This is a genomic window from Streptococcus sp. KHUD_015, assembly GCF_051106265.1.
In the GTDB taxonomy this organism is placed as follows: Bacteria; Bacillota; Bacilli; order Lactobacillales; family Streptococcaceae; genus Streptococcus.
The window spans coordinates 330,884-351,174 of sequence record NZ_CP193665.1; the positions used below are offsets into that span (position 1 = coordinate 330,884).

Below are 20,291 nucleotides of genomic sequence, written 5' to 3' on the forward strand. Positions count from 1 at the left end.
GCTAGTAACCTCCTAAATGAGCGGTTTTTGATTGACTTCTTTAACGAGTTGATAGAGATAATAAAGATAAGTGATAGAAGAAAGGCTAGCGATAGTCAGCAGTAAATAATATTTCCAATCGCTTGATATGAGCATCAGTTGTGGAAAAGATAGAATCATAAAGTATAGTGCTAAGTTAAGTGTGCGCGTTTTTGGGGAGTCAATCTTTAGATAAGTCAGTCCTTTGTTAAGGGCTAGAATAAAGACTAGCACGAGGAATGTCTCGTCGATTGGCAAGTTCCCTGAAACGATGATGAAGATGAGTAGTGAAGCAAACAAAAGATGATAGGTAAGTAAAGTTACTAGTGATTTCATAGGTACCTCCTAATCCTCATCCTGATTTTTCTTAGCTTTTGCAATGCGACGGGAGATGAGGAACTGTATGATCGCTCCGAAGTAAACGTAGGGCATAGCATAGCGAACGGCTTCTATGAAGCGTCCAAATAACAGATAAAACAAGAAGAGAATGAAGGAAGAATAAACGATTTGGACCATGGAACGGGCACAAGCCTTGTAGATAATCTCTTGTCGGCATTCATCAAAAGGGTCCTGAATGTGAAAGAGATTTCGAAGTAGGCGAGTGGTGAAGTCTTCTTTTTTCATACTAGTAACCTCCTAAATGAGCGGTTTTACTGATTTTCTTTTACGAATTGATAGAGATAATAAAGATAAGTGATAGAAGAAAGGCTAGCGATAGTCAGCAGTAAATAATATTTCCAATCGCTTGAGATGAGCATCAGTTGTGGAAAAGATAGAATTATAAAGTATAGTGCTAAGTTGAGTATGCGTGTTTTTGGGGAGTCAATCTTTAGATAAGTCAGTCCTTTGTTAAGTGCTGGAATAAAGACTAGCCCGAGGAATATCTCGCTGATTGGCAAGTTCCCTGAAACGATGATGAAGATGAGCAGAGAACTGAACAAAAGATGATAGGTAAGTAAAGTTAGTAATGATTTCATAGGTACCTCCTAATCCTCATCCGGATCTTTCTTAGTTTTTGCAATGCGACGGGAGATGAGGAACTGTATGCTCGCTCCGAAGAAGATAGAACCGAGAATGCTTGATACACCATTTCTTATAGTGAGAAGAGAATGAAAATAGTCCTGACCTTCACCTATGAGTATACCGAGAAGAGGAGCTATAAAAAACATCCATAGACCAAAGAACAAACCTGCTTTAAGACCTGGGTAGTGTAGTTGCTTACTTTCTTTCTCATTCAGCATATCTGGTTCAATAGTTGTAATCCCTGTTTTTTGCATTTGGTAGGTGACATAGCCAGCAGCGATGAGGGCAATCACTGAAATCAGAGGAGGATAGACCAGAGCCACTAGCTGAGGAAATTTATAGGCCAGAAGGAGTGGAATAAGATTTCCGAAAATCATCAGATAAAAGAGGAAGATAAAGACTTGATTGCCGATACGATCAGCCTCGCGTCGTTTGTATTCGTCAAGTGGATCAGAGATACCGTATGTGCGCTTGATCAGTTTTTCAATGAAGGTTTCTTTTTTCATGAGTTGGCTCCTTTTTTAAAAATTATCCTCCCAAAAGAGACTGTTGAGGTCAGTTTGGAGGCTGCGGGCGAGATTGAGACAGAGTTCCAGGGTTGGATTGTACTTGTCGTTTTCAATCATATTGATGGTTTGTCTCGAGACACCGATATCCTTGGCTAGCTCGAGCTGGGAAATGCCCAGTTCCTTGCGAAATTCTTTCACACGATTCATCTGTTCTCCTTTCTGATTTATGTCGCATATATTTGACTATATTATATTCTTCTATGGAGTAGATGTCAAGCATATTTGACATATTTCTTAAAGAAATCTTACTTTTTTTGACCTATTTGTCTGACTAGTGCAAGCTAGTCGGATTTGTGGTAAAATAGATAAGATATGACAAAAGAATTTCATCATGTAACGGTCTTACTCCACGAAACGATTGATATGCTTGACGTAAAGCCTGACGGTATCTACGTTGATGCGACCTTGGGTGGAGCAGGCCATAGCGAATATTTATTAAGTAAATTAAGTGAAAAGGGCCATCTCTATGCCTTTGACCAAGATCAGAATGCTATTGATAATGCGCAAAAACGCTTGGCACCTTACATTGAAAAGGGGATGGTGACTTTTATCAAGGATAACTTCCGTCATTTACAGGCACGTTTGCGCGAAGCTGGTATTCAGGAAATTGATGGAATTTGTTATGACTTGGGAGTGTCTAGTCCTCAGCTGGACCAGCGTGAGCGTGGTTTTTCTTATAAAAAGGATGCGCCACTAGACATGCGCATGAATCAGGATGCTAGTCTGACAGCCTATGAAGTGGTGAATCACTATGACTATCATGACTTGGTTCGAATTTTCTTCAAGTATGGTGAGGATAAATTCTCTAAACAGATTGCGCGTAAGATTGAGCAAGCTCGAGAAGTCAAGCCTATCGAGACTACGACTGAGTTAGCAGAGATTATCAAGTCGGCCAAACCTGCCAAGGAACTTAAGAAGAAGGGGCATCCTGCCAAACAGATTTTCCAGGCTATTCGAATTGAAGTCAATGATGAGTTGGGAGCGGCAGATGAATCTATCCAGCAGGCTATGGAGATGTTGGCTCTAGACGGTAGAATTTCAGTGATTACCTTTCATTCCTTGGAAGACCGCTTGACCAAGCAATTGTTCAAGGAAGCTTCAACGGTGGAAGTTCCCAAAGGTTTGCCCTTCATCCCAGATGATCTCAAGCCCAAGATGGAATTGGTATCCCGTAAGCCAATCTTGCCAAGTGCAGAAGAATTAGAAGCCAATAACCGCTCGCACTCAGCTAAGTTGCGCGTGGCCAGAAAAATTCACAAGTAAGAGGAAAAAATGGTAGATAAAAAAGAAACAACCAGTCAATTCTTGCAGAGTCGTATAAAAAAATTCTCCCGTGTGGAGAAGGCTTTTTATCTTTCCATTGCGTTTACAGCTCTCGTTTTGGCGCTGAGTATTATCTTTATGCAGACTCGACTCCTACAAGTACAAAATGATCTGACAAAAATCAATGCGCAGATAGAGGAGAAGAAGACAGAGTTGGATGATGCCAAACAAGAGGTAAATGAATTGTTGAGGGCAGAACGTTTGAAAGAAATCGCAAATTCTAAGGACTTAAAATTGAATAACGAGAATATTCGATCAGCGGAGTAAGATATGAAGTGGACAAAAAGAATAACCCGATTTGCGATTAGAAACCGTAAATCTCCAGCAGAAAACCGTAAAATAGTAGGGAAGTACATCAGCTTGTTAGCTGTCGTACTTTTCGCTGTCTTTTTGGTTAATTTTGCTGTTATTATCGGGAGTGGTAGTAAATTTGGAACGGATCTAGTCAAAGAGGCCAAGAAAGTTCACCAAATAACCCGTACAGTCCCTGCCAAACGTGGGACTATTTATGACCGAAATGGAGTCCCGATTGCTGAGGACGCAACATCCTATAATGTCTATGCTGTAATTGATAAAAAATACAAATCAGCAACTGGTAAAATTCTTTATGTAGAAGATGCCCAGTTTAATAAGGTAGCAGAGGTTTTCCATAAGTATCTGGATATGGACGAGGCTTATGTTAAAGAACAATTGTCTCAACCGAATCTGACTCAAGTTTCTTTTGGTGCCAAAGGAAATGGGATTACCTATGCCAATATGATGGCTATTAAAAAGGATTTGAAAGACGCTAGTGTTGAAGGAATTGACTTCACAACTAGCCCAAACAGAAGCTATCCAAATGGACAATTCGCTTCTAGTTTTATTGGTTTAGCTCAACTCCATGAAAATGAAGATGGAAGTAAGAGTTTGCTGGGAACTTCTGGGATGGAGAGTTCCTTGAATAGTATTCTTGCAGGGAAAGACGGTATTATTACCTATGAAAAAGATCGTCTGGGTAATATTGTCCCCGGAACGGAACAAGTTTCCCAACAAACGGTAGATGGCAAGGATGTTTATACAACGATTTCCAGCACCCTTCAGTCCTTCATGGAGACACAGATGAATGCCTTTCAAGAGAAAGTAAAAGGCAAGTATATGACAGCAACCTTGGTCAGTGCCAAAACAGGGGAAATTCTTGCAACAACGCAACGGCCGACCTTTGATGCCGATACTAAGGAAGGGTTGACCAAGGACTTTGTTTGGCGTGATATCCTCTATCAAAGCAACTATGAGCCAGGGTCAACTATGAAGGTCATGACACTAGCTGCTGCTATTGACAATAACACTTTCCCAGGAGGAGAAGTTTTCAACAGTAGTGAGTTAAAAGTGGCAGATACTACTATCCGAGATTGGGACGTCAATGAAGGATTAACTGGCGGAGGAATGATGACCTTTTCTCAAGGGTTTGCGCACTCAAGTAACGTTGGGATGACGCTTCTGGAGCAAAAGATGGGAGATGCTACCTGGCTGGATTATCTAAGTCGCTTTAAATTTGGTGTTCCGACTCGTTTTGGCTTGACGGATGAATATGCAGGTCAACTTCCGGCTGACAATATCGTAAATATTGCTCAGAGCTCATTTGGACAAGGGGTTTCAGTGACCCAAACCCAAATGTTACGTGCTTTTACAGCGATTGCTAATGATGGAATTATGTTAGAGCCTAAATTTATTAGTGCAATTTATGATTCTAATAATCAATCTGTTCGTAAGTCTCAAAAAGAAGTTGTGGGGAATCCTGTTTCTAAAGATGCGGCAAGTTTAACTCGAACTCATATGGTGTTAGTAGGAACTGATCCTGTTTATGGAACTATGCATAACCACAGTACAGGCAAGCCAACTGTAACTGTGCCTGGTCAAAATGTAGCTCTCAAGTCCGGTACAGCCCAGATTGCTGATGAGAAAAATGGTGGATATTTGATTGGTTCTACCAATCATATTTTTTCGGCAGTATCGATGAATCCAGCTGAAAATCCTGATTTTATCTTGTATGTAACAGTTCAACAACCTGAGCATTATTCAGGGATCCAGTTGGGAGAATTTGCCAATCCTATCTTGGAAAGGGCAGTGGCCATGAAAGATTCTCTTAATCTTCAATCAACAGCTAAAGCCTTAGATCAAATAAGTAGTCAGACTTCTTATGCTATGCCTAGTATCAAGGACATATCCCCTGGAGATTTAGCAGAAGAACTACGTCGCAATATTGTGCAACCAATCGTTGTTGGTACAGGTACGAAGATAAAAAATTCCTCTATTGAGGAAGGAACCAATCTTGCTCCTAACCAGCAAGTTCTCCTCTTATCTGATAAAGCAGAGGAAGTTCCAGATATGTATGGTTGGACAAAAGCAACCGCAGAAGCTTTTTCTAAGTGGTTAAATATAGAACTTGAATTTGAAGGTTCAGGCTCTACTGTGCAGAAGCAAGATGTTCGTGCTAACACAGCTATCAAGGACATTAAAAAAATTACATTAACTTTAGGAGACTAATATGTTTATTTCCATCAGTGCTGGAATTGTGACATTTTTACTAACTTTGGTAGGAATTCCGGCCTTTATCCAATTTTATAGGAAGGCGCAAATTACAGGCCAGCAGATGCACGAGGATGTCAAACAGCATCAGGCAAAAGCTGGCACGCCAACTATGGGGGGACTTGTTTTCCTCATTGCTGCAGTTGTGGTGAGTTTACTTGTTGCCCTTTTTTCAAAACAATTGACCAATAATGTGGGAATGATTTTGTTCATCTTGGTCCTTTATGGACTTGTCGGATTTTTAGATGACTTTCTCAAGGTCTTCCGCAAAATCAATGAAGGTCTTAACCCCAAGCAAAAATTGGCTCTTCAGCTTCTAGGTGGAGTTATCTTCTATCTTTTCTATGAGCGAGGTGGCGATATGCTTTCAATCTTTGGCTACCAAGTGCATCTAGGGATTTTCTATATTGTCTTTGCTCTTTTCTGGCTAGTCGGTTTTTCAAATGCAGTCAACTTGACAGACGGAATTGATGGTCTGGCTAGTATTTCCGTTGTAATTAGTCTATTTGCTTATGGAGTTATTGCTTATGTGCAAGGTCAGACGGATATTCTTCTGGTGATTCTTGCTATGATTGGTGGTTTACTCGGTTTCTTCGTCTTTAACCATAAGCCTGCCAAGGTCTTTATGGGGGATGTGGGAAGTTTAGCTCTCGGTGGAATGCTGGCAGCTATCTCAATGGCTCTCCACCAAGAATGGACTCTCTTGATTATCGGAATTGTTTATGTCTTTGAAACAACTTCGGTCATGATGCAAGTCAGTTATTTCAAAATGACTGGTGGCAAACGTATTTTCCGTATGACTCCTGTGCATCACCATTTTGAACTTGGAGGATTGTCTGGTAAAGGAAATCCTTGGAGCGAGTGGAAGGTTGACTTCTTCTTTTGGGGAGTAGGGTTTCTAGCAAGTCTCTTGACACTAGCAATTTTGTATTTGATATAAGAATGGCACCCTGATGTTTCAGGGTGTTTTTGCTTTTTAAAAAAATATTGGTCAATTAAAGTCAAATTTCTTGACCTTTTCTGACCAATGTAGTATATTATGAACTTAAGGTAAATGAAAGCCTTACTCGAGCACTTATACTCAATGAAAATCAAAGAGCAAGCTAGGAAGCTAGTCGCAGGTTGCTCAAAACACTGTTTTGAGGTTGCGGATAGAGATGACGTGGTTTGAAGAGTGTAAAAAAATATTAGTCAATTAAAGTCAAAACCCTTGACCTTTTCTGACTAATGTAGTATATTATAAACGTAAGGTAAATGAAAGCCTTACTAGAACACTTATTTAAAGTAAAGTAGAAAGAGGTGTGTCTATGTTTAATCTAGAAATCTTCAGAAGTAAAGATAGTCTACTCCTGCTTGAAAAAGAAAAACCAGAAATAGTACCTAGAGTAGCCATTTAGCTAGTCTAAATTTTTTAAAACAAAGGTCAAAGATAGTCAATATCAGTAATCATAACTAAGTAAACAAAAAGAGGTAAAGAATATGAACAACAACTTTAATAAATTTAACAACATGGATGATTTATTTAACCAATTGATGGGTGGCATGCGAGGATATAGTTCTGAAAATCGTCGTTACTTGATTAATGGACGTGAAGTGACACCTGAGGAATTCGCTCACTATCGTGCAACTGGTCAATTGCCAGGAAATGTAGAAATCGATGGAGAAATGCAACAACAGGCTTCAGGTATGAAACAAGACGGTGTCCTTGCTAAACTAGGTCGAAACTTGACAGCGGAAGCTCGTGAGGGCAAGTTGGATCCTGTTATCGGACGAAATAAGGAAATTCAAGAAACATCTGAAATCCTTTCACGCCGTACCAAAAATAATCCTGTACTTGTTGGAGATGCAGGTGTTGGTAAGACAGCTGTTGTCGAAGGCCTAGCGCAAGCCATTGTGAATGGCGATGTTCCAGCTGCTATTAAGAACAAGGAAATTATTTCCATTGACATCTCAGGTCTTGAGGCTGGTACTCAATACCGTGGTAGCTTTGAAGAAAACGTTCAAAACTTAGTCAATGAAGTGAAAGAAGCAGGGAATATTATCCTCTTCTTTGATGAAATTCACCAAATTCTCGGTGCTGGTAGCACTGGTGGAGACAGTGGTTCTAAAGGACTTGCGGATATTCTCAAGCCAGCTCTTTCTCGTGGTGAATTGACAGTGATTGGGGCAACAACTCAAGACGAATACCGTAACACCATTTTGAAGAATGCCGCTCTTGCTCGTCGTTTCAACGAAGTCAAGGTCAATGCTCCTTCAGCAGAGGATACCTTTAAAATCCTTCAAGGGATTCGTGACCTTTATCAACAACACCACAATGTCATCTTGCCAGATGAAGTCTTGAAAGCAGCGGTGGATTATTCTGTTCAATACATTCCTCAACGTAGCTTGCCAGATAAGGCTATTGACCTTGTCGATGTAACGGCAGCTCACTTGGCAGCTCAGCATCCTGTAACAGATGTGCATGCTGTTGAACGAGAAATCGAAGCGGAAAAAGACAAGCAAGAAAAAGCAGTTGAGGCAGAAGATTTTGAAGCAGCTCTAAACTATAAAACACGCATTGCAGAATTGGAAAAGAAAATCGAAAACCACACAGAAGATATGAAGGTGACTGCCAGTGTCAACGATGTGGCTGAATCTGTAGAACGAATGACGGGTATCCCAGTGTCACAAATGGGAGCATCAGACATCGAACGTTTGAAAGATATGGCTCATCGTCTGCAAGACAAGGTCATCGGCCAAGACAAGGCAGTTGAAGCAGTGGCCCGTGCCATCCGTCGTAACCGTGCAGGATTTGATGAAGGCAATCGCCCAATCGGTAGCTTCCTCTTTGTAGGGCCTACTGGGGTTGGTAAGACTGAGTTAGCTAAGCAATTGGCGCTCGATATGTTTGGAACTAAGGATGCTATCATTCGGTTGGATATGTCTGAATACAGTGACCGCACAGCCGTATCTAAGCTAATCGGTACAACAGCTGGTTATGTGGGATATGATGACAATAGCAATACCTTGACAGAACGTGTTCGTCGTAATCCTTACTCTATCATCCTCTTGGATGAAATTGAAAAGGCTGATCCTCAAGTGATCACTCTTCTCCTTCAAGTCTTGGATGATGGTCGTTTGACCGATGGTCAAGGAAATACGGTAAACTTCAAGAACACAGTTATTATCGCAACATCAAATGCTGGATTTGGCTATGAAGCTAACTTGACAGAAGATGCGGACAAACCAGAATTGATGGACCGTTTGAAACCATTCTTCCGCCCAGAATTCCTTAACCGCTTTAACGCAGTTATCGAGTTCTCACACTTGACGAAGGAAGACCTTTCTAAGATTGTGGACTTGATGTTGGCTGAAGTTAACCAAACCTTGGCTAAGAAAGACATTGATTTGGTAGTCAGTCAAGCAGCTAAGGACTATATCACAGAAGAAGGTTATGACGAAGTCATGGGTGTTCGTCCTCTCCGTCGCGTGGTTGAACAAGAAATTCGGGATAAGGTGACAGACTTCCATTTGGATCACCTGGATGCCAAACACCTAGAAGCAGATATGGAAGATGGTGGTTTAGTTATTCGTGAAAAAGCCTAAGACAAAATTTTGAGAATAAAAAAGAAGGAGCCAGCTGAAAAAACTGGTTCCTTTTGTGTCTAAATCACATGGCGCTCAAAGGCATCATCTGAGATTCCTTGTTCCAAGATGAGTTTCGCCCATTCTTTAGCAGAGAAGAGGCTGTGATCCTTGTAGTTTCCACAAGATTCGATGGTTGTTCCAGGGACATCTTCCCAAGTAGTAGTTTCAGCGATTTCCTTGAGCGAATCCTTGATAACTGTCGCAATCTCAGCGCTGGTATGACGCCCCCACATAATCATGTGGAAGCCTGTACGGCAGCCAAATGGTGAACAGTCAATCATGCCGTCGATGCGAGTACGGATGAGTTTAGCTAAGAGGTGCTCAATGGTGTGAAGTCCAGCAGTAGGGATCGAGTCTTCGTTTGGTTGCACCAAGCGAATATCATAATTGGAGATGATGTCTCCTTTTGGTCCCGTTTCTTCCCCAATCAAGCGAACATAGGGAGCTTTAACAATAGTGTGGTCAAGTTCAAAACTTTCAACAATAACTTCTTTTGACATGGTAAATCCTTTCAGTTTTCTCTCTTCATTATAACATAAAGCTGGCTCCTTAGGCAGAGAGAAAACCTCTCCGAGAGTGGAGAGGTTCAAATCGTTACTTACGATACAAGCGGTCGTATTGGTAGTAAGGGTCAAAGGTAACGTTGATACCCAATTTGCGAAGGACATTCTTATCTTCATCAGTCAAGATGATGGTTGAGTGGGCTTCGCTTCCTTTGAGGTTGCCGAGCTCTTCCATAGCACGAGCAGCATCAGGATTTTCTGTAGCTGTGATAGCAAGTGCAATCAGGATTTCATTTGAATGCAGACGTGGATTGCGGCTACCTAGATGATCGATTTTAAGACCTTGGATCGGTTTGACAACTTCAGGTTCGATGAGTTTTACTTCTTTAGCAATGTCAGCTGATTTCTTGATGGCGTTAATCAAGGCAGCGGCTGTTGGGCCAAAGAGCTCTGAGTTCTTACCAGTGACGATTTCCCCACTTGGCAATTCAAGAGCTAGGGCTGGTCCGCCAGTTTCTTCTGCTTTTTGACGCGCAACGACAGCAACCTTACGGTCTGCAGGTGTGATGCCGAGGTCGTTCATGAGCAACTCAATTTTCTTGACAGCTGCTTCGCCAACTTTTTCAGCTTTAAAGTCAAGAACAGTTTGATAGTAGCGACGGATGATTTCTTGTTTAGAAGCTTCGATAGCAGCCTCGTCATCAGTAATAGCGAAACCAACCATGTTGACACCCATGTCTGTTGGAGAAGCGTATGGAGATTCTCCAAGGATACGTTCTAACATGCGCTTGAGCACTGGGAAGATCTCGATATCACGGTTGTAGTTGACAGTGGTTTCTCCGTAGGTTTGGAGATGGAAAGGATCAATCATGTTGACATCATCCAGGTCAGCTGTGGCAGCTTCGTAGGCCAAGTTGACTGGGTGATGAAGGGGAAGATTCCAAACTGGGAAGGTTTCAAATTTAGCGTAACCAGACTTGATACCATTGATTTGGTCGTGGTACATATTAGACATACAAGTTGCCAATTTTCCAGAACCAGGTCCAGGAGCAGTTACGACGATCAAGTTGCGACTGGTTTTGATGTAGTCGTTTTTCCCCATTCCTTCTGGAGAAATGATGTGATCCATATCCGTCGGATATCCTTTGATTGGATAATGAAGATAAGAATCAATTCCATTTTTCTCGAGTTGATTGCGGAAGGCATCTGCAGCGGGTTGACCAGCGTATTGTGTGATAACAACAGAACCGACAAAGATTCCCAGTTCATTGAATTTATCAATCAAACGAAGAACTTCTTGGTCATAAGAAATGCCCAAGTCACCACGTGCTTTGGAATGTTCGATGTTGCTAGCGTTAATGGCAATTACAACCTCAACCTGCTCTTTCAATTCTTGCAAGAGCTTGATTTTGTTGTCTGGCTCATAGCCAGGAAGAACACGAGCAGCGTGGAAATCTTCTAGCATTTTGCCACCAAACTCCAAGTAGAGCTTGCCGTCAAATTGGTTAATGCGCTCCAAAATGTGGTCGCGCTGTAGATTCAAATATTGTTCAGAACTAAAAGCTTGTTTTTTCATTTTTTTACCTCTGACCTCTATTATAATAAAAAATTGGAAGTTAGGAAACTATGGACTTAAAAAAGGAATCAAAAAGATTAGGCAAACGCTTGCACAAAAATTCAAAAAGCGCTATCATAGATTGTAGATTATTAAAATAATGAGGTAAGAAGATGCAAGAAAAATGGTGGCACAATGCCGTAGTCTATCAAGTTTATCCTAAGAGCTTTATGGATAGCAACGGAGATGGAATTGGCGATTTGCCAGGAGTTACCAGTAAGTTGGACTATCTAGCCAAGTTAGGGATTACAGCAATTTGGCTTTCTCCCGTTTATGACAGCCCTATGGATGATAATGGCTATGATATTGCCAATTATCAAGCGATTGCAGCTATTTTCGGGACTATGAAGGATATGGACCAACTGATTGTGGAAGCTAAGAAACGTGATATCCGTATCATCATGGACTTGGTGGTCAATCATACATCAGATGAACATGCTTGGTTTGTCGAGGCCTGTGAAAATCCCGACAGTCCTGAGCGAGACTACTATATCTGGCGGGACGAACCCAATGATCTGGATTCCATCTTTAGTGGATCTGCTTGGGAATACGATGAAAAGTCAGGTCAATACTATCTCCACTTTTTCAGCAAGAAACAACCGGATCTCAACTGGGAAAATGAAAAACTTCGCCAGAAAATTTATGAGATGATGAATTTCTGGATTGATAAAGGGATTGGCGGTTTCCGTATGGATGTTATTGATATGATTGGGAAAATTCCTGACGAGAAAGTAGTCAATAACGGTCCTATGCTCCATCCTTATCTCAAGGAGATGAATCAGGCTACCTTTGGAGATAAGGATCTCTTGACAGTAGGGGAGACTTGGGGAGCAACGCCAGATATTGCCAAGTTTTACTCTGATCCAAAGGGGCAAGAGTTGTCTATGGTCTTCCAGTTTGAACACATCTGTCTTCAGTATCAGGAAGGGCAACCTAAATGGCACTATCAAAAAGAGCTGAATATTGCTAAGTTGAAAGAAATTTTCAATAAATGGCAGACAGAGTTAAGAGTTGAGGATGGCTGGAATTCGCTTTTCTGGAACAATCATGACCTCCCTCGTATCGTCTCAATCTGGGGAAATGACCAAGAATACCGCGAAAAATCTGCCAAAGCCTTTGCAATTTTGCTGCATCTCATGAGAGGGACACCTTATATCTATCAGGGTGAGGAAATTGGCATGACCAACTATCCCTTTGAAACGCTGGACCAAGTAGAAGATATTGAATCTCTCAACTATGCGCGTGAAGCTCTTGAAAAAGGCGTTCCGATGGAAGAAATCATGGACAGTATCCGTGTTATCGGACGTGATAATGCCCGTACTCCAATGCAATGGGATGAGAGCAAAAATGCCGGTTTCTCAACAGGTCAACCTTGGTTGGCGGTTAATCCAAACTATCAAGTAATCAACGTTCAGGGAGCGCTGGCAAATCCAGATTCTATTTTCTATACTTATCAGAAACTGGTTCAAATCCGTAAGGAGAATAGTTGGCTGATTCGAGCTGACTTTGAATTGCTTGATACGGCTGACAAGGTTTTTGCCTATATCCGTAAGGACGGAGACCGCCGTTTCCTAGTTGTGGCCAATTTGTCCAATGAAAAACAAGACTTGGCGGTAGAAGGAACAGTTAAATCTGTTTTGATTGAAAACACCATGGCTCAAGAAGCCTTTGAAAAACAAATCTTAGCTCCATGGGATGTTTTCTGTGTGGAATTGGGCTAAATATTTCTGAACAGAAAAATCTAAAATTGAAATCGTATAAAAACAAGGGAGTACTGTATGAAAGGCAGAAATCCTTTGTTTTTTTATGACCTACATTTATAAACTTTCATTCTAGAAATTCAATTAACTTTACAAATTCCCACTATTTTGGTAAAATAAGCTTATGTTATAAAAACTAACATAAAGGAGAAAGAAGATGAAGACAAAAAAGCGTGTCCTTAGTGCAGGTCTGACTTTTGCGGCTGCCTTGTTTTTAGCTGCTTGCGGACAATCAGGTTCAGATACAAAAACTTACTCATCAACCTTTAGTGGAAATCCAACTACTTTTAACTACCTATTAGACTATTACGCTGATAATACAGCTATTATTACTAACCTAGTTGATGGTTTGCTTGAAAATGACAATCATGGGAACCTAGTTCCGTCTTTGGCAGAAGACTGGTCTGTTTCAAGCGACGGTCTGACTTATACCTATAAACTGAGAAAAGATGCCAAATGGTTCACAGCTGACGGTGAAGAGTACGCCCCAGTTAAGGCACAAGATTTTGTGACAGGTATCAGGTACGCAGTGGATAATAAATCACAGGCTATTGACTTGATTCAAAACTCGATCAAGGGATTGAATGATTATATTACAGGAGTGGATTCTGACTTTTCTAAGGTTGGTGTGAAGGCCATTGACGACCAGACGGTTGAGTATACTTTGGCGCGCCCAGAACCTTACTGGAATTCAAAAACAACCAACAGTATTCTTTTCCCAGTAAATGAAGAGTTTCTAAATTCAAAAGGGAAAGATTTTGGTACTTTATCTCCAGATAGTATTCTCTACAGCGGACCTTATTTGTTAAAAGATTTCACATCAAAATCATCGATCGAGTATGTGAAAAATCCGCATTACTATGATCATGACAAAGTATCGATTGAACACGTAAAATTGGCTTACTTTGATGGCTCAGACCAAGAATTGACCATCCGTAACTTTGAAAGCGGAGCCTATTCAATCGCTGGTGTTTATCCAAATAGTTCAAACTTTGCTAAGACCAAGGAAAAATATAAGGATAATATCGTCTATAGTTTGCAGGACAAGACTTCTTGGTATTTCAATTTCAACGTCAACCGTAAGGCTTACAACCACACTGCTAAAACGACAGATGAGCAGAAGAAGTCAACTGAGACAGCTATCTTGAACAAAAACTTCCGCCAAGCGGTGAACTTTGCCTTGGACCGCACAGCCTATTCTGCCCAGTCAAACGGGGAAGAAGCAGCTAGTAAGACTCTTCGTAACACCCTAGTACCTCCTACATTTGTCCAAGTTGGAGATAAGATCTTTGGAGAAGTAGTCGCTTCTAAATTGGTTAACTATGGCACAGAATGGTCAGGTATTAATTTGGCAGATGCCCAGGATGCCTATTTCAACAAAGAAAAAGCCCAAGCAAAATTTGCGGAAGCTAAAAAAGAATTGGCAAGTCAAGGTGTGACCTTCCCTATTCATTTGGATGTGGCAGTTGATCAGACGAATAAAAATGCTGTGACAGGTATGAACTCTGTTAAACAGACTCTTGAATCAGTTTTGGGTGCTGATAATATTGTCATAGATGTTCAGCAACTGTCAACAGATGATTTTAATAACGTAGCCTTCTTGGCACCAACGCCAGCTGATCGAGACTACGATTTGAGCTTTGATGGTTGGGTAGGTGACTATCAGGATCCATCAACTTATCTCAATCCTTTCAATGCAGAGGATGGATTCTACCTCAAGATTTTTGGTCTAGATGCCAAGGAAGATAAGGCAAAAATTGCTAGCCTAGGTTTGGATACTTACACTAAAATGCTTAAGGAAGCGGATAGTGAAAACAAAGATGTAGCGAAGCGTTATGAAAAGTATGCTGAAGCTCAAGCTTGGATGATTGATAACTCTCTCCTTATGTCAGCCATGTCAAATGGTGGTACAGCTTCTGTAACCAAAGTAACGCCATTTACAAGAGGGTATTCACTGGTCGGCATCAAGGGTGATGGCAATAACTACAAGTATATGAAACTGCAAAAAGATACAGTTACGACTAAACAGTATGAAGAAGCCAAGACCAAATGGGAGCAAGAGAGTAAAAAAGCAATCGAAAAAGCTCAAAAAGAAGCAGAAAAACATGTTAAATAATGATGAGCGAGGTTCCGTAAGGGACCTCGTTTTGATGTTTATATAGTAAATTTATTGATGTAATTGATTGCGAGTCAAAAAGAATGTTTCGGAAAGAAGATGAAAACTCCTTACCCAAGTGGATTTACCCCACAAGTGTATTTTTTATGATATAATAGAATGAAATAAAAATTGATAACAGAGGTATATCGTGGGTAGATATTCGAAGCGAGCTCGTCAGGGTAAAACAAAGATAGTGATTAGTTGGGGGTTGCTGGCTATCTATGCAGTACTAGCAGTCTTTTTATTGTTTTTGATTTTCAAGTACAATATGCTAGCCTTCCGATATCTAAATATCTTGCTTACAATCTTAATTGCGGGACTAGCTGTTTTATGTTTCTTTTTAATTTACTTTAAAAAAGTAAAAACTTTGACAATGATTTTGTTATTATTAGGTATTCTGATTAACGGAACCTCTCTGTTTGCAGTGGGACAGTTCATTGGATTGACTAGTCATTTGAATACAACATCTAACCACTCAAATTATTCTATGAGTGTAGCAGTACTAGCAGAGGCTTCAATTGATAATATCGGTCAGGTAACGAGTATCACGGGGCCTACTGGGACGGATAAGGATAATATCCAACAATTGATGAATGATCTGAAAGCTAGTCAAAATAAGGAACTATCAGTTGAAGAAAGTAGTTCTTATCTTGCGGCCTATAAGAGCTTGCTAGTCGGTGATACAAAGGCAATCATTCTAAACAGTGTCTTTGAAAATATTATCGAATCAGAATATCCTGATTATGCTTCAAAAATTAAGAAAATCTATAGCAAAGAATTAACGAAGACGGTTGAAACTCCAAAAGATGTCAAAGGTGACAGTTTCAACGTTTATATCAGCGGAATTGATACTTACGGTCCAATCAGTTCAGTTTCTCGGTCTGATGTCAATATCATTATGACAGTTAATCGCGAAACTAAAAAGATTCTCTTAACAACAACACCTCGTGATTCCTATGTTCCAATTGCAGATGGTGGCAACAACCAAAAGGATAAGTTGACCCATGCGGGTATTTATGGAGTAGATGCTTCTATTCATACGCTGGAAAATCTCTACGGTATTGACCTGAACTATTATGCTCGTTTGAATTTCACTTCTTTCTTGAAATTGATTGATCTCCTTGGTGGAGTTGATGTTTATAATGATCAGGATTTTACATCTCGTCACGGCAAGTTTCATTTCCCGGTAGGAAATGTTCATCTTGATTCGGAGCAAGCTCTTGGTTTTGTGCGTGAGCGCTATTCTTTGGCAGATGGAGATCGGGACCGTGGTCGCAACCAACAAAAGGTCATTGTAGCTATTCTGCAAAAGTTAACCTCTACAGAAGCTTTGAAAAATTATGACAGTATTATCAAGGGTCTACAAGATTCCTTGCAAACCAATATGCCGCTTGAAACTATGATGAACTTAGTCAATACCCAACTTGAGAGTGGTGGAACTTATAAGATCAATTCGCAAGATCTTAAAGGAACAGGGCGTATGGATTTACCGTCTTATGCCATGCCTGAGAGTAATCTTTACATGATGGAGATAAGTGACAGCAGTTTAGAGTCAGTCAAGGCTGCGATCAATGATGTGTTGGAAGGAAAATAAAACAAAATGATTGATATTCATTCGCATATTGTATTTGGTGTGGATGATGGTCCAAAATCTAAGCAAGAAAGCAAGGCGCTTTTGACAGAAGCCTATAGGCAAGGGGTAAGGACTATTGTATCGACATCGCATAGACGAAAAGGAATGTTTGAAACTCCTGAGGAGATAATAGCAACAAATTTTCAAGAAGTTAAGGAGCTAGCCAAGGAAGTGGCTCCAGACTTGACCATTCTCTATGGAGCAGAGATTTATTATACCCATGATGTGCTTGAAAAGTTAGAGAAGCAGGTGATTCCAAGTCTTAATGGGACACGCTATGCTCTTATTGAGTTTAGTATGACTACCCCTTACAGGGAAATCCATACTGCCTTGAGCAATCTTCTCATGCTTGGGATAACGCCTGTAGTTGCCCACATTGAACGTTACCATGAATTAGAGAATAACGAAAAACGGGTCAAAGAGTTGATTGATATGGGTTGCTACACTCAAATCAATAGCTCAAGTATTTTAAAACCAAAGTTATTTGGGGATAAATATAAATTTATGAAGAAACGAGCTCGCTATTTTCTAGAGCGTGATTTGGTTCATTTTGTTGCTAGCGATATGCACAACTTAGACCAAAGACCGCCTTACATGAAAGAAGCTTATGAGATCGTCTCGAAACAATACGGTGAAAGTAAGGCGAGGGAATTATTTATCGAAAATCCTCGCATCATCTTAGCTGATCAAATTATTTAGGAGTTGACATGAAAAAAAATAAAGAAATTACGATTGATGTTGTTCAATTGTTTAAAGTCCTTTGGAAGAAAAAAATCTCTATTATACTAACTGCGATTGTGGCAGCTGTCCTAGCTTTTGGCGTAAGTAGTTTTGTACTGAAACCTGAGTATTCTAGTACGACACGCATTTATGTGGTTAATCGAAATCAATCAGAAAAAGCAGGTTTGACCAACCAGGATTTGCAGGCGGGTACCTACTTGGTAAAAGACTATAAGGAAATTATCCTTTCGCAAGATGTACTGGAGAAAGTCATTTCAAATCTTAAACTAGAGAAAACAGTTAAGGGATTAAGTAAGAAAATCCAGGTAACAGTACCTGTGGATACTCGTATCGTATCAATTACTGTAAAAAATGCACAACCAGAAGAAGCGAGTCGTATTGCAAATGCTCTTCGTGAAGTGGCTGCTGAAAAAATCATTTCTGTAACTCGTGTGTCTGATGTGACAACATTGGAGGAAGCGAGACCGGCACTAACACCATCCTCACCTAATATCCGTCGTAACACTCTCCTAGCTTTTCTAGCGGGAGGAGCAGTGATGGTCGTTTCAATCTTGTTACTTGAGTTGTTAGATGATCATGTTAAACGACCAGAAGATGTGGAAGAAGTAATGCAGATTGCACTTCTAGGGATTGTTCCAGATTTGAATAAGTTAAAATAAGGGAGAAAATATGCCAACATTAGCAATAGCACAAAAACGTTTAGATTTTGCGAAAAAAGCAGAAGAGCATTACAATGCTTTGCGAACAAATATTCAATTGAGTGGTGATAATCTGAAAGTTCTTTCTATTTCATCCGTCAAACCTGGTGAAGGGAAATCGACAACATCAATAAATATTGCTTGGACCTTTGCGCGTGCAGGCTATAAAACTTTATTGGTGGATGCTGATATTCGTAATTCCATCATGTCAGGAGTCTTTAAAACAAGAGAAAAAATTACTGGCCTAACGGATTTTCTGTCAGGTACTACTGATCTTTCTCATGGACTTTGTGATACAAATATTGAAAATCTATTTGTTATTCAGTCAGGGCCGGTATCACCTAATCCAACAGCCCTCTTGCAGAGTGAAAATTTCCATACCATGATTGATACCTTGCGTAAGTATTTTGACTATGTCATCGTGGATACTGCACCGATTGGGATGGTCATTGACGCTGCTATCATTACACAAAAATGTGACGCCTCTATCTTGGTAACGGCAGCTGGAGAGACAAAGCGACGTGATGTCTTAAAGGCTAAAGAACAGTTAGAACAAACAGGAACTCCATTTTTAGGTGTAGTTTTAAATAAATTTAGCACAGAAGTTGAAAAATACGGAGCTTATGGTGGCTATGGTGGCTATGGAGCCTATGGTTCTTATGGAAATTATGGAAAAAAGAAGTAGGTAGAGTTAGCTAGGAGGTAGTTTTGGGAGAAGTATCAAATATTCGAAAATTAGAGATTCTCATAATACAACTGTTTCCAATTTATCTGTTATCGTTTGTATTAGTTAGTCATGAACTTCTGGTATTTTTGATGGTGGTTCACACTATTTCTTACTACATCAGTGCATATAGTAAAAATTTCAAATATCGGAGTCTTGCAGAGGAATGTATACAAACATTAAAATATATACTGATTTATATTTTCTTATCCTGTATAGTTTTTCCGACTTTAGAACCAAATATACCTTATTTATCGTTAATCAATCTATTATGCATTGTGGCTGTAAATTCAATTATGCTAATGGTTATTAATATTTGGATTCGTAAGGTTTGGAAGTTCTTGTCTCGCAAAAAAAAATATACTCAGCGAATCTTGTTGGTGACGACACGTGCACGAGTTGAGAGAGTACTAAAACAACTTTCTACTTATGAGTATGGCTATGTTTCAGCTGTTTGTATTGTAGATGATGAGCGTTTTGAAGCTTCTAATTTTACAATCGTTACGTTGGATAACTTAGTAACCTATGCTACGAGATCAGTCGTAGATCAAGTGGTGATTAATCTCCCAAGTGAAAGCTTTTTGATTGCGGACTTTGTTTCTCGATTTGAAACAATGGGATTACCAGTAGCTGTCAATATAGCGGCTTTAGATTTTGTAACCAATAGTGAAAAAGCGATTCAACGATTTGGGAATTCTAGTGTCGTCAATTTCTCAACAACCTTTTATCGTTCAAGTGATATTGCTCTTAAACGTGTTATAGATATTATGGGCTCCTTAGTTGGTCTGATTATTTGTGCTCTGGTGTCTATTTTTCTTGTTCCTCTGATAAAAAGAGATGGAGGCCCTGCTATTTTTGTCCAAGATAGGGTTGGTAGAAATGGACGAGTATTTAAATTTTATAAATTCCGTTCTATGAGAGTAGATGCGGAGGAAATTAAGAAAGACTTGATGAGTCAGAATCAGATGCAGGGTGGAATGTTTAAGATTGAAAACGATCCACGTGTGACAAAGATTGGGCACTTTATTAGAAAAACAAGTCTAGATGAATTGCCACAATTTTGGAATGTTCTAAAAGGTGATATGAGTTTAGTTGGTACTAGACCGCCAACCTTAGATGAGTATATGACATATACACCGGAACAAAAACGTCGTCTCAGTTTTAAACCTGGAATTACAGGCCTTTGGCAGATTAGTGGTAGAAGTAATATTACAAACTTCGATGATGTAGTAAAATTAGACATTACTTATTTAGATGGTTGGACAATTTGGAAAGACATTGAAATTTTACTAAAAACTATTAAAGTGGTATTTATGAAAAATGGAGCGAAGTAA

The 20,291-nt window shown here is 40.0% G+C and carries 18 protein-coding genes and 1 pseudogene; 12 read left to right on the top strand and 7 right to left on the bottom strand.

Features of this window, described 5'->3' with window-relative positions; genetic code table 11:
- Nucleotides 1-12 precede the first annotated feature (12 nt).
- The 5 genes and pseudogenes from ACORHU_RS01625 to ACORHU_RS01645 all read right to left on the bottom strand — a co-directional run bounded on the left by ACORHU_RS01625 (nucleotide 13) and on the right by ACORHU_RS01645 (nucleotide 1,757).
- The gene (locus ACORHU_RS01625; protein WP_434364617.1) at nucleotides 13-354 is read right to left on the bottom strand and encodes a hypothetical protein; all 342 of its coding nucleotides are present in this window, start codon (nucleotides 352-354) and stop codon (nucleotides 13-15) included.
- Between the two features lie 27 nt (nucleotides 355-381).
- Nucleotides 382-642 (bottom strand): annotated as a pseudogene (locus tag ACORHU_RS01630) (DUF3278 domain-containing protein); the annotation flags it as partial.
- A gap of 26 nt (nucleotides 643-668) precedes the next feature.
- Nucleotides 669-995: a hypothetical protein gene (locus ACORHU_RS01635; protein ID WP_049533862.1), complete on the bottom strand. Its 327-nt coding sequence runs from the start codon at nucleotides 993-995 to the stop codon at nucleotides 669-671.
- A gap of 9 nt (nucleotides 996-1,004) precedes the next feature.
- Nucleotides 1,005-1,547 (bottom strand): DUF3278 domain-containing protein, encoded by a 543-nt coding sequence (locus tag ACORHU_RS01640; RefSeq protein ID WP_434364618.1) that lies wholly within the window; start codon nucleotides 1,545-1,547, stop codon nucleotides 1,005-1,007.
- A gap of 15 nt (nucleotides 1,548-1,562) precedes the next feature.
- The gene (locus ACORHU_RS01645) at nucleotides 1,563-1,757 is read right to left on the bottom strand and encodes a helix-turn-helix transcriptional regulator (RefSeq protein ID WP_001082471.1); all 195 of its coding nucleotides are present in this window, start codon (nucleotides 1,755-1,757) and stop codon (nucleotides 1,563-1,565) included.
- A gap of 165 nt (nucleotides 1,758-1,922) precedes the next feature.
- On the opposite strand from ACORHU_RS01645, the gene rsmH reads away from it, so the two are divergent.
- From rsmH to ACORHU_RS01670, 5 genes are all read left to right on the top strand, one after another.
- Entirely contained in the window at nucleotides 1,923-2,873 is a 951-nt protein-coding gene (rsmH, locus tag ACORHU_RS01650; RefSeq protein ID WP_265526802.1) for a 16S rRNA (cytosine(1402)-N(4))-methyltransferase RsmH, read from the top strand.
- Between the two features lie 9 nt (nucleotides 2,874-2,882).
- Nucleotides 2,883-3,200, top strand: a complete 318-nt coding sequence (gene ftsL / locus ACORHU_RS01655; protein ID WP_000227825.1) for a cell division protein FtsL — start codon at nucleotides 2,883-2,885, stop codon at nucleotides 3,198-3,200.
- Nucleotides 3,201-3,203: 3 nt separating this feature from the next.
- Entirely contained in the window at nucleotides 3,204-5,456 is a 2,253-nt protein-coding gene (gene pbp2X, locus ACORHU_RS01660; RefSeq protein WP_434364619.1) for a penicillin-binding protein PBP2X, read from the top strand.
- Nucleotide 5,457: 1 nt separating this feature from the next.
- Complete coding sequence (gene mraY, locus ACORHU_RS01665; protein ID WP_434364620.1) at nucleotides 5,458-6,438, top strand: phospho-N-acetylmuramoyl-pentapeptide-transferase; 981 nt, start codon at nucleotides 5,458-5,460, stop codon at nucleotides 6,436-6,438.
- A 539-nt stretch (nucleotides 6,439-6,977) separates the two neighbouring features.
- Complete coding sequence (locus ACORHU_RS01670; protein WP_434364621.1) at nucleotides 6,978-9,083, top strand: ATP-dependent Clp protease ATP-binding subunit; 2,106 nt, start codon at nucleotides 6,978-6,980, stop codon at nucleotides 9,081-9,083.
- Between the two features lie 59 nt (nucleotides 9,084-9,142).
- Here the strand turns inward: ACORHU_RS01670 and ACORHU_RS01675 are convergent, their stop codons facing one another.
- Both ACORHU_RS01675 and ACORHU_RS01680 read right to left on the bottom strand, forming a co-directional pair.
- Nucleotides 9,143-9,625, bottom strand: a complete 483-nt coding sequence (locus ACORHU_RS01675) for an S-ribosylhomocysteine lyase (protein WP_000032549.1) — start codon at nucleotides 9,623-9,625, stop codon at nucleotides 9,143-9,145.
- A 94-nt stretch (nucleotides 9,626-9,719) separates the two neighbouring features.
- Nucleotides 9,720-11,204 carry a DUF1846 domain-containing protein gene (locus ACORHU_RS01680; protein WP_434364622.1) on the bottom strand — a complete coding sequence of 495 codons (1,485 nt, stop codon included), beginning with the start codon at nucleotides 11,202-11,204 and terminating at the stop codon, nucleotides 9,720-9,722.
- 152 nt (nucleotides 11,205-11,356) lie between these two features.
- Here ACORHU_RS01680 and ACORHU_RS01685 point away from each other — a divergent pair, with 152 nt between their 5' ends.
- The 7 genes from ACORHU_RS01685 to ACORHU_RS01715 all read left to right on the top strand — a co-directional run bounded on the left by ACORHU_RS01685 (nucleotide 11,357) and on the right by ACORHU_RS01715 (nucleotide 20,291).
- Nucleotides 11,357-12,964 (top strand): glycoside hydrolase family 13 protein, encoded by a 1,608-nt coding sequence (locus ACORHU_RS01685; protein ID WP_434364623.1) that lies wholly within the window; start codon nucleotides 11,357-11,359, stop codon nucleotides 12,962-12,964.
- A gap of 196 nt (nucleotides 12,965-13,160) precedes the next feature.
- Nucleotides 13,161-15,119 carry a peptide ABC transporter substrate-binding protein gene (locus tag ACORHU_RS01690; RefSeq protein ID WP_434364624.1) on the top strand — a complete coding sequence of 653 codons (1,959 nt, stop codon included), beginning with the start codon at nucleotides 13,161-13,163 and terminating at the stop codon, nucleotides 15,117-15,119.
- Between the two features lie 190 nt (nucleotides 15,120-15,309).
- Complete coding sequence (locus ACORHU_RS01695) at nucleotides 15,310-16,755, top strand: LCP family protein (protein ID WP_434364625.1); 1,446 nt, start codon at nucleotides 15,310-15,312, stop codon at nucleotides 16,753-16,755.
- Between the two features lie 6 nt (nucleotides 16,756-16,761).
- Nucleotides 16,762-17,493: a capsular polysaccharide biosynthesis protein Cps4B gene (gene cps4B, locus ACORHU_RS01700; RefSeq protein ID WP_434364626.1), complete on the top strand. Its 732-nt coding sequence runs from the start codon at nucleotides 16,762-16,764 to the stop codon at nucleotides 17,491-17,493.
- Nucleotides 17,494-17,501: 8 nt separating this feature from the next.
- The gene (locus tag ACORHU_RS01705; protein ID WP_434364627.1) at nucleotides 17,502-18,194 is read left to right on the top strand and encodes a CspC family polysaccharide chain length determinant protein; all 693 of its coding nucleotides are present in this window, start codon (nucleotides 17,502-17,504) and stop codon (nucleotides 18,192-18,194) included.
- Between the two features lie 10 nt (nucleotides 18,195-18,204).
- Complete coding sequence (locus ACORHU_RS01710) at nucleotides 18,205-18,918, top strand: tyrosine-protein kinase (protein WP_434364628.1); 714 nt, start codon at nucleotides 18,205-18,207, stop codon at nucleotides 18,916-18,918.
- Nucleotides 18,919-18,941: 23 nt separating this feature from the next.
- Nucleotides 18,942-20,291: a sugar transferase gene (locus ACORHU_RS01715; protein ID WP_434364629.1), complete on the top strand. Its 1,350-nt coding sequence runs from the start codon at nucleotides 18,942-18,944 to the stop codon at nucleotides 20,289-20,291.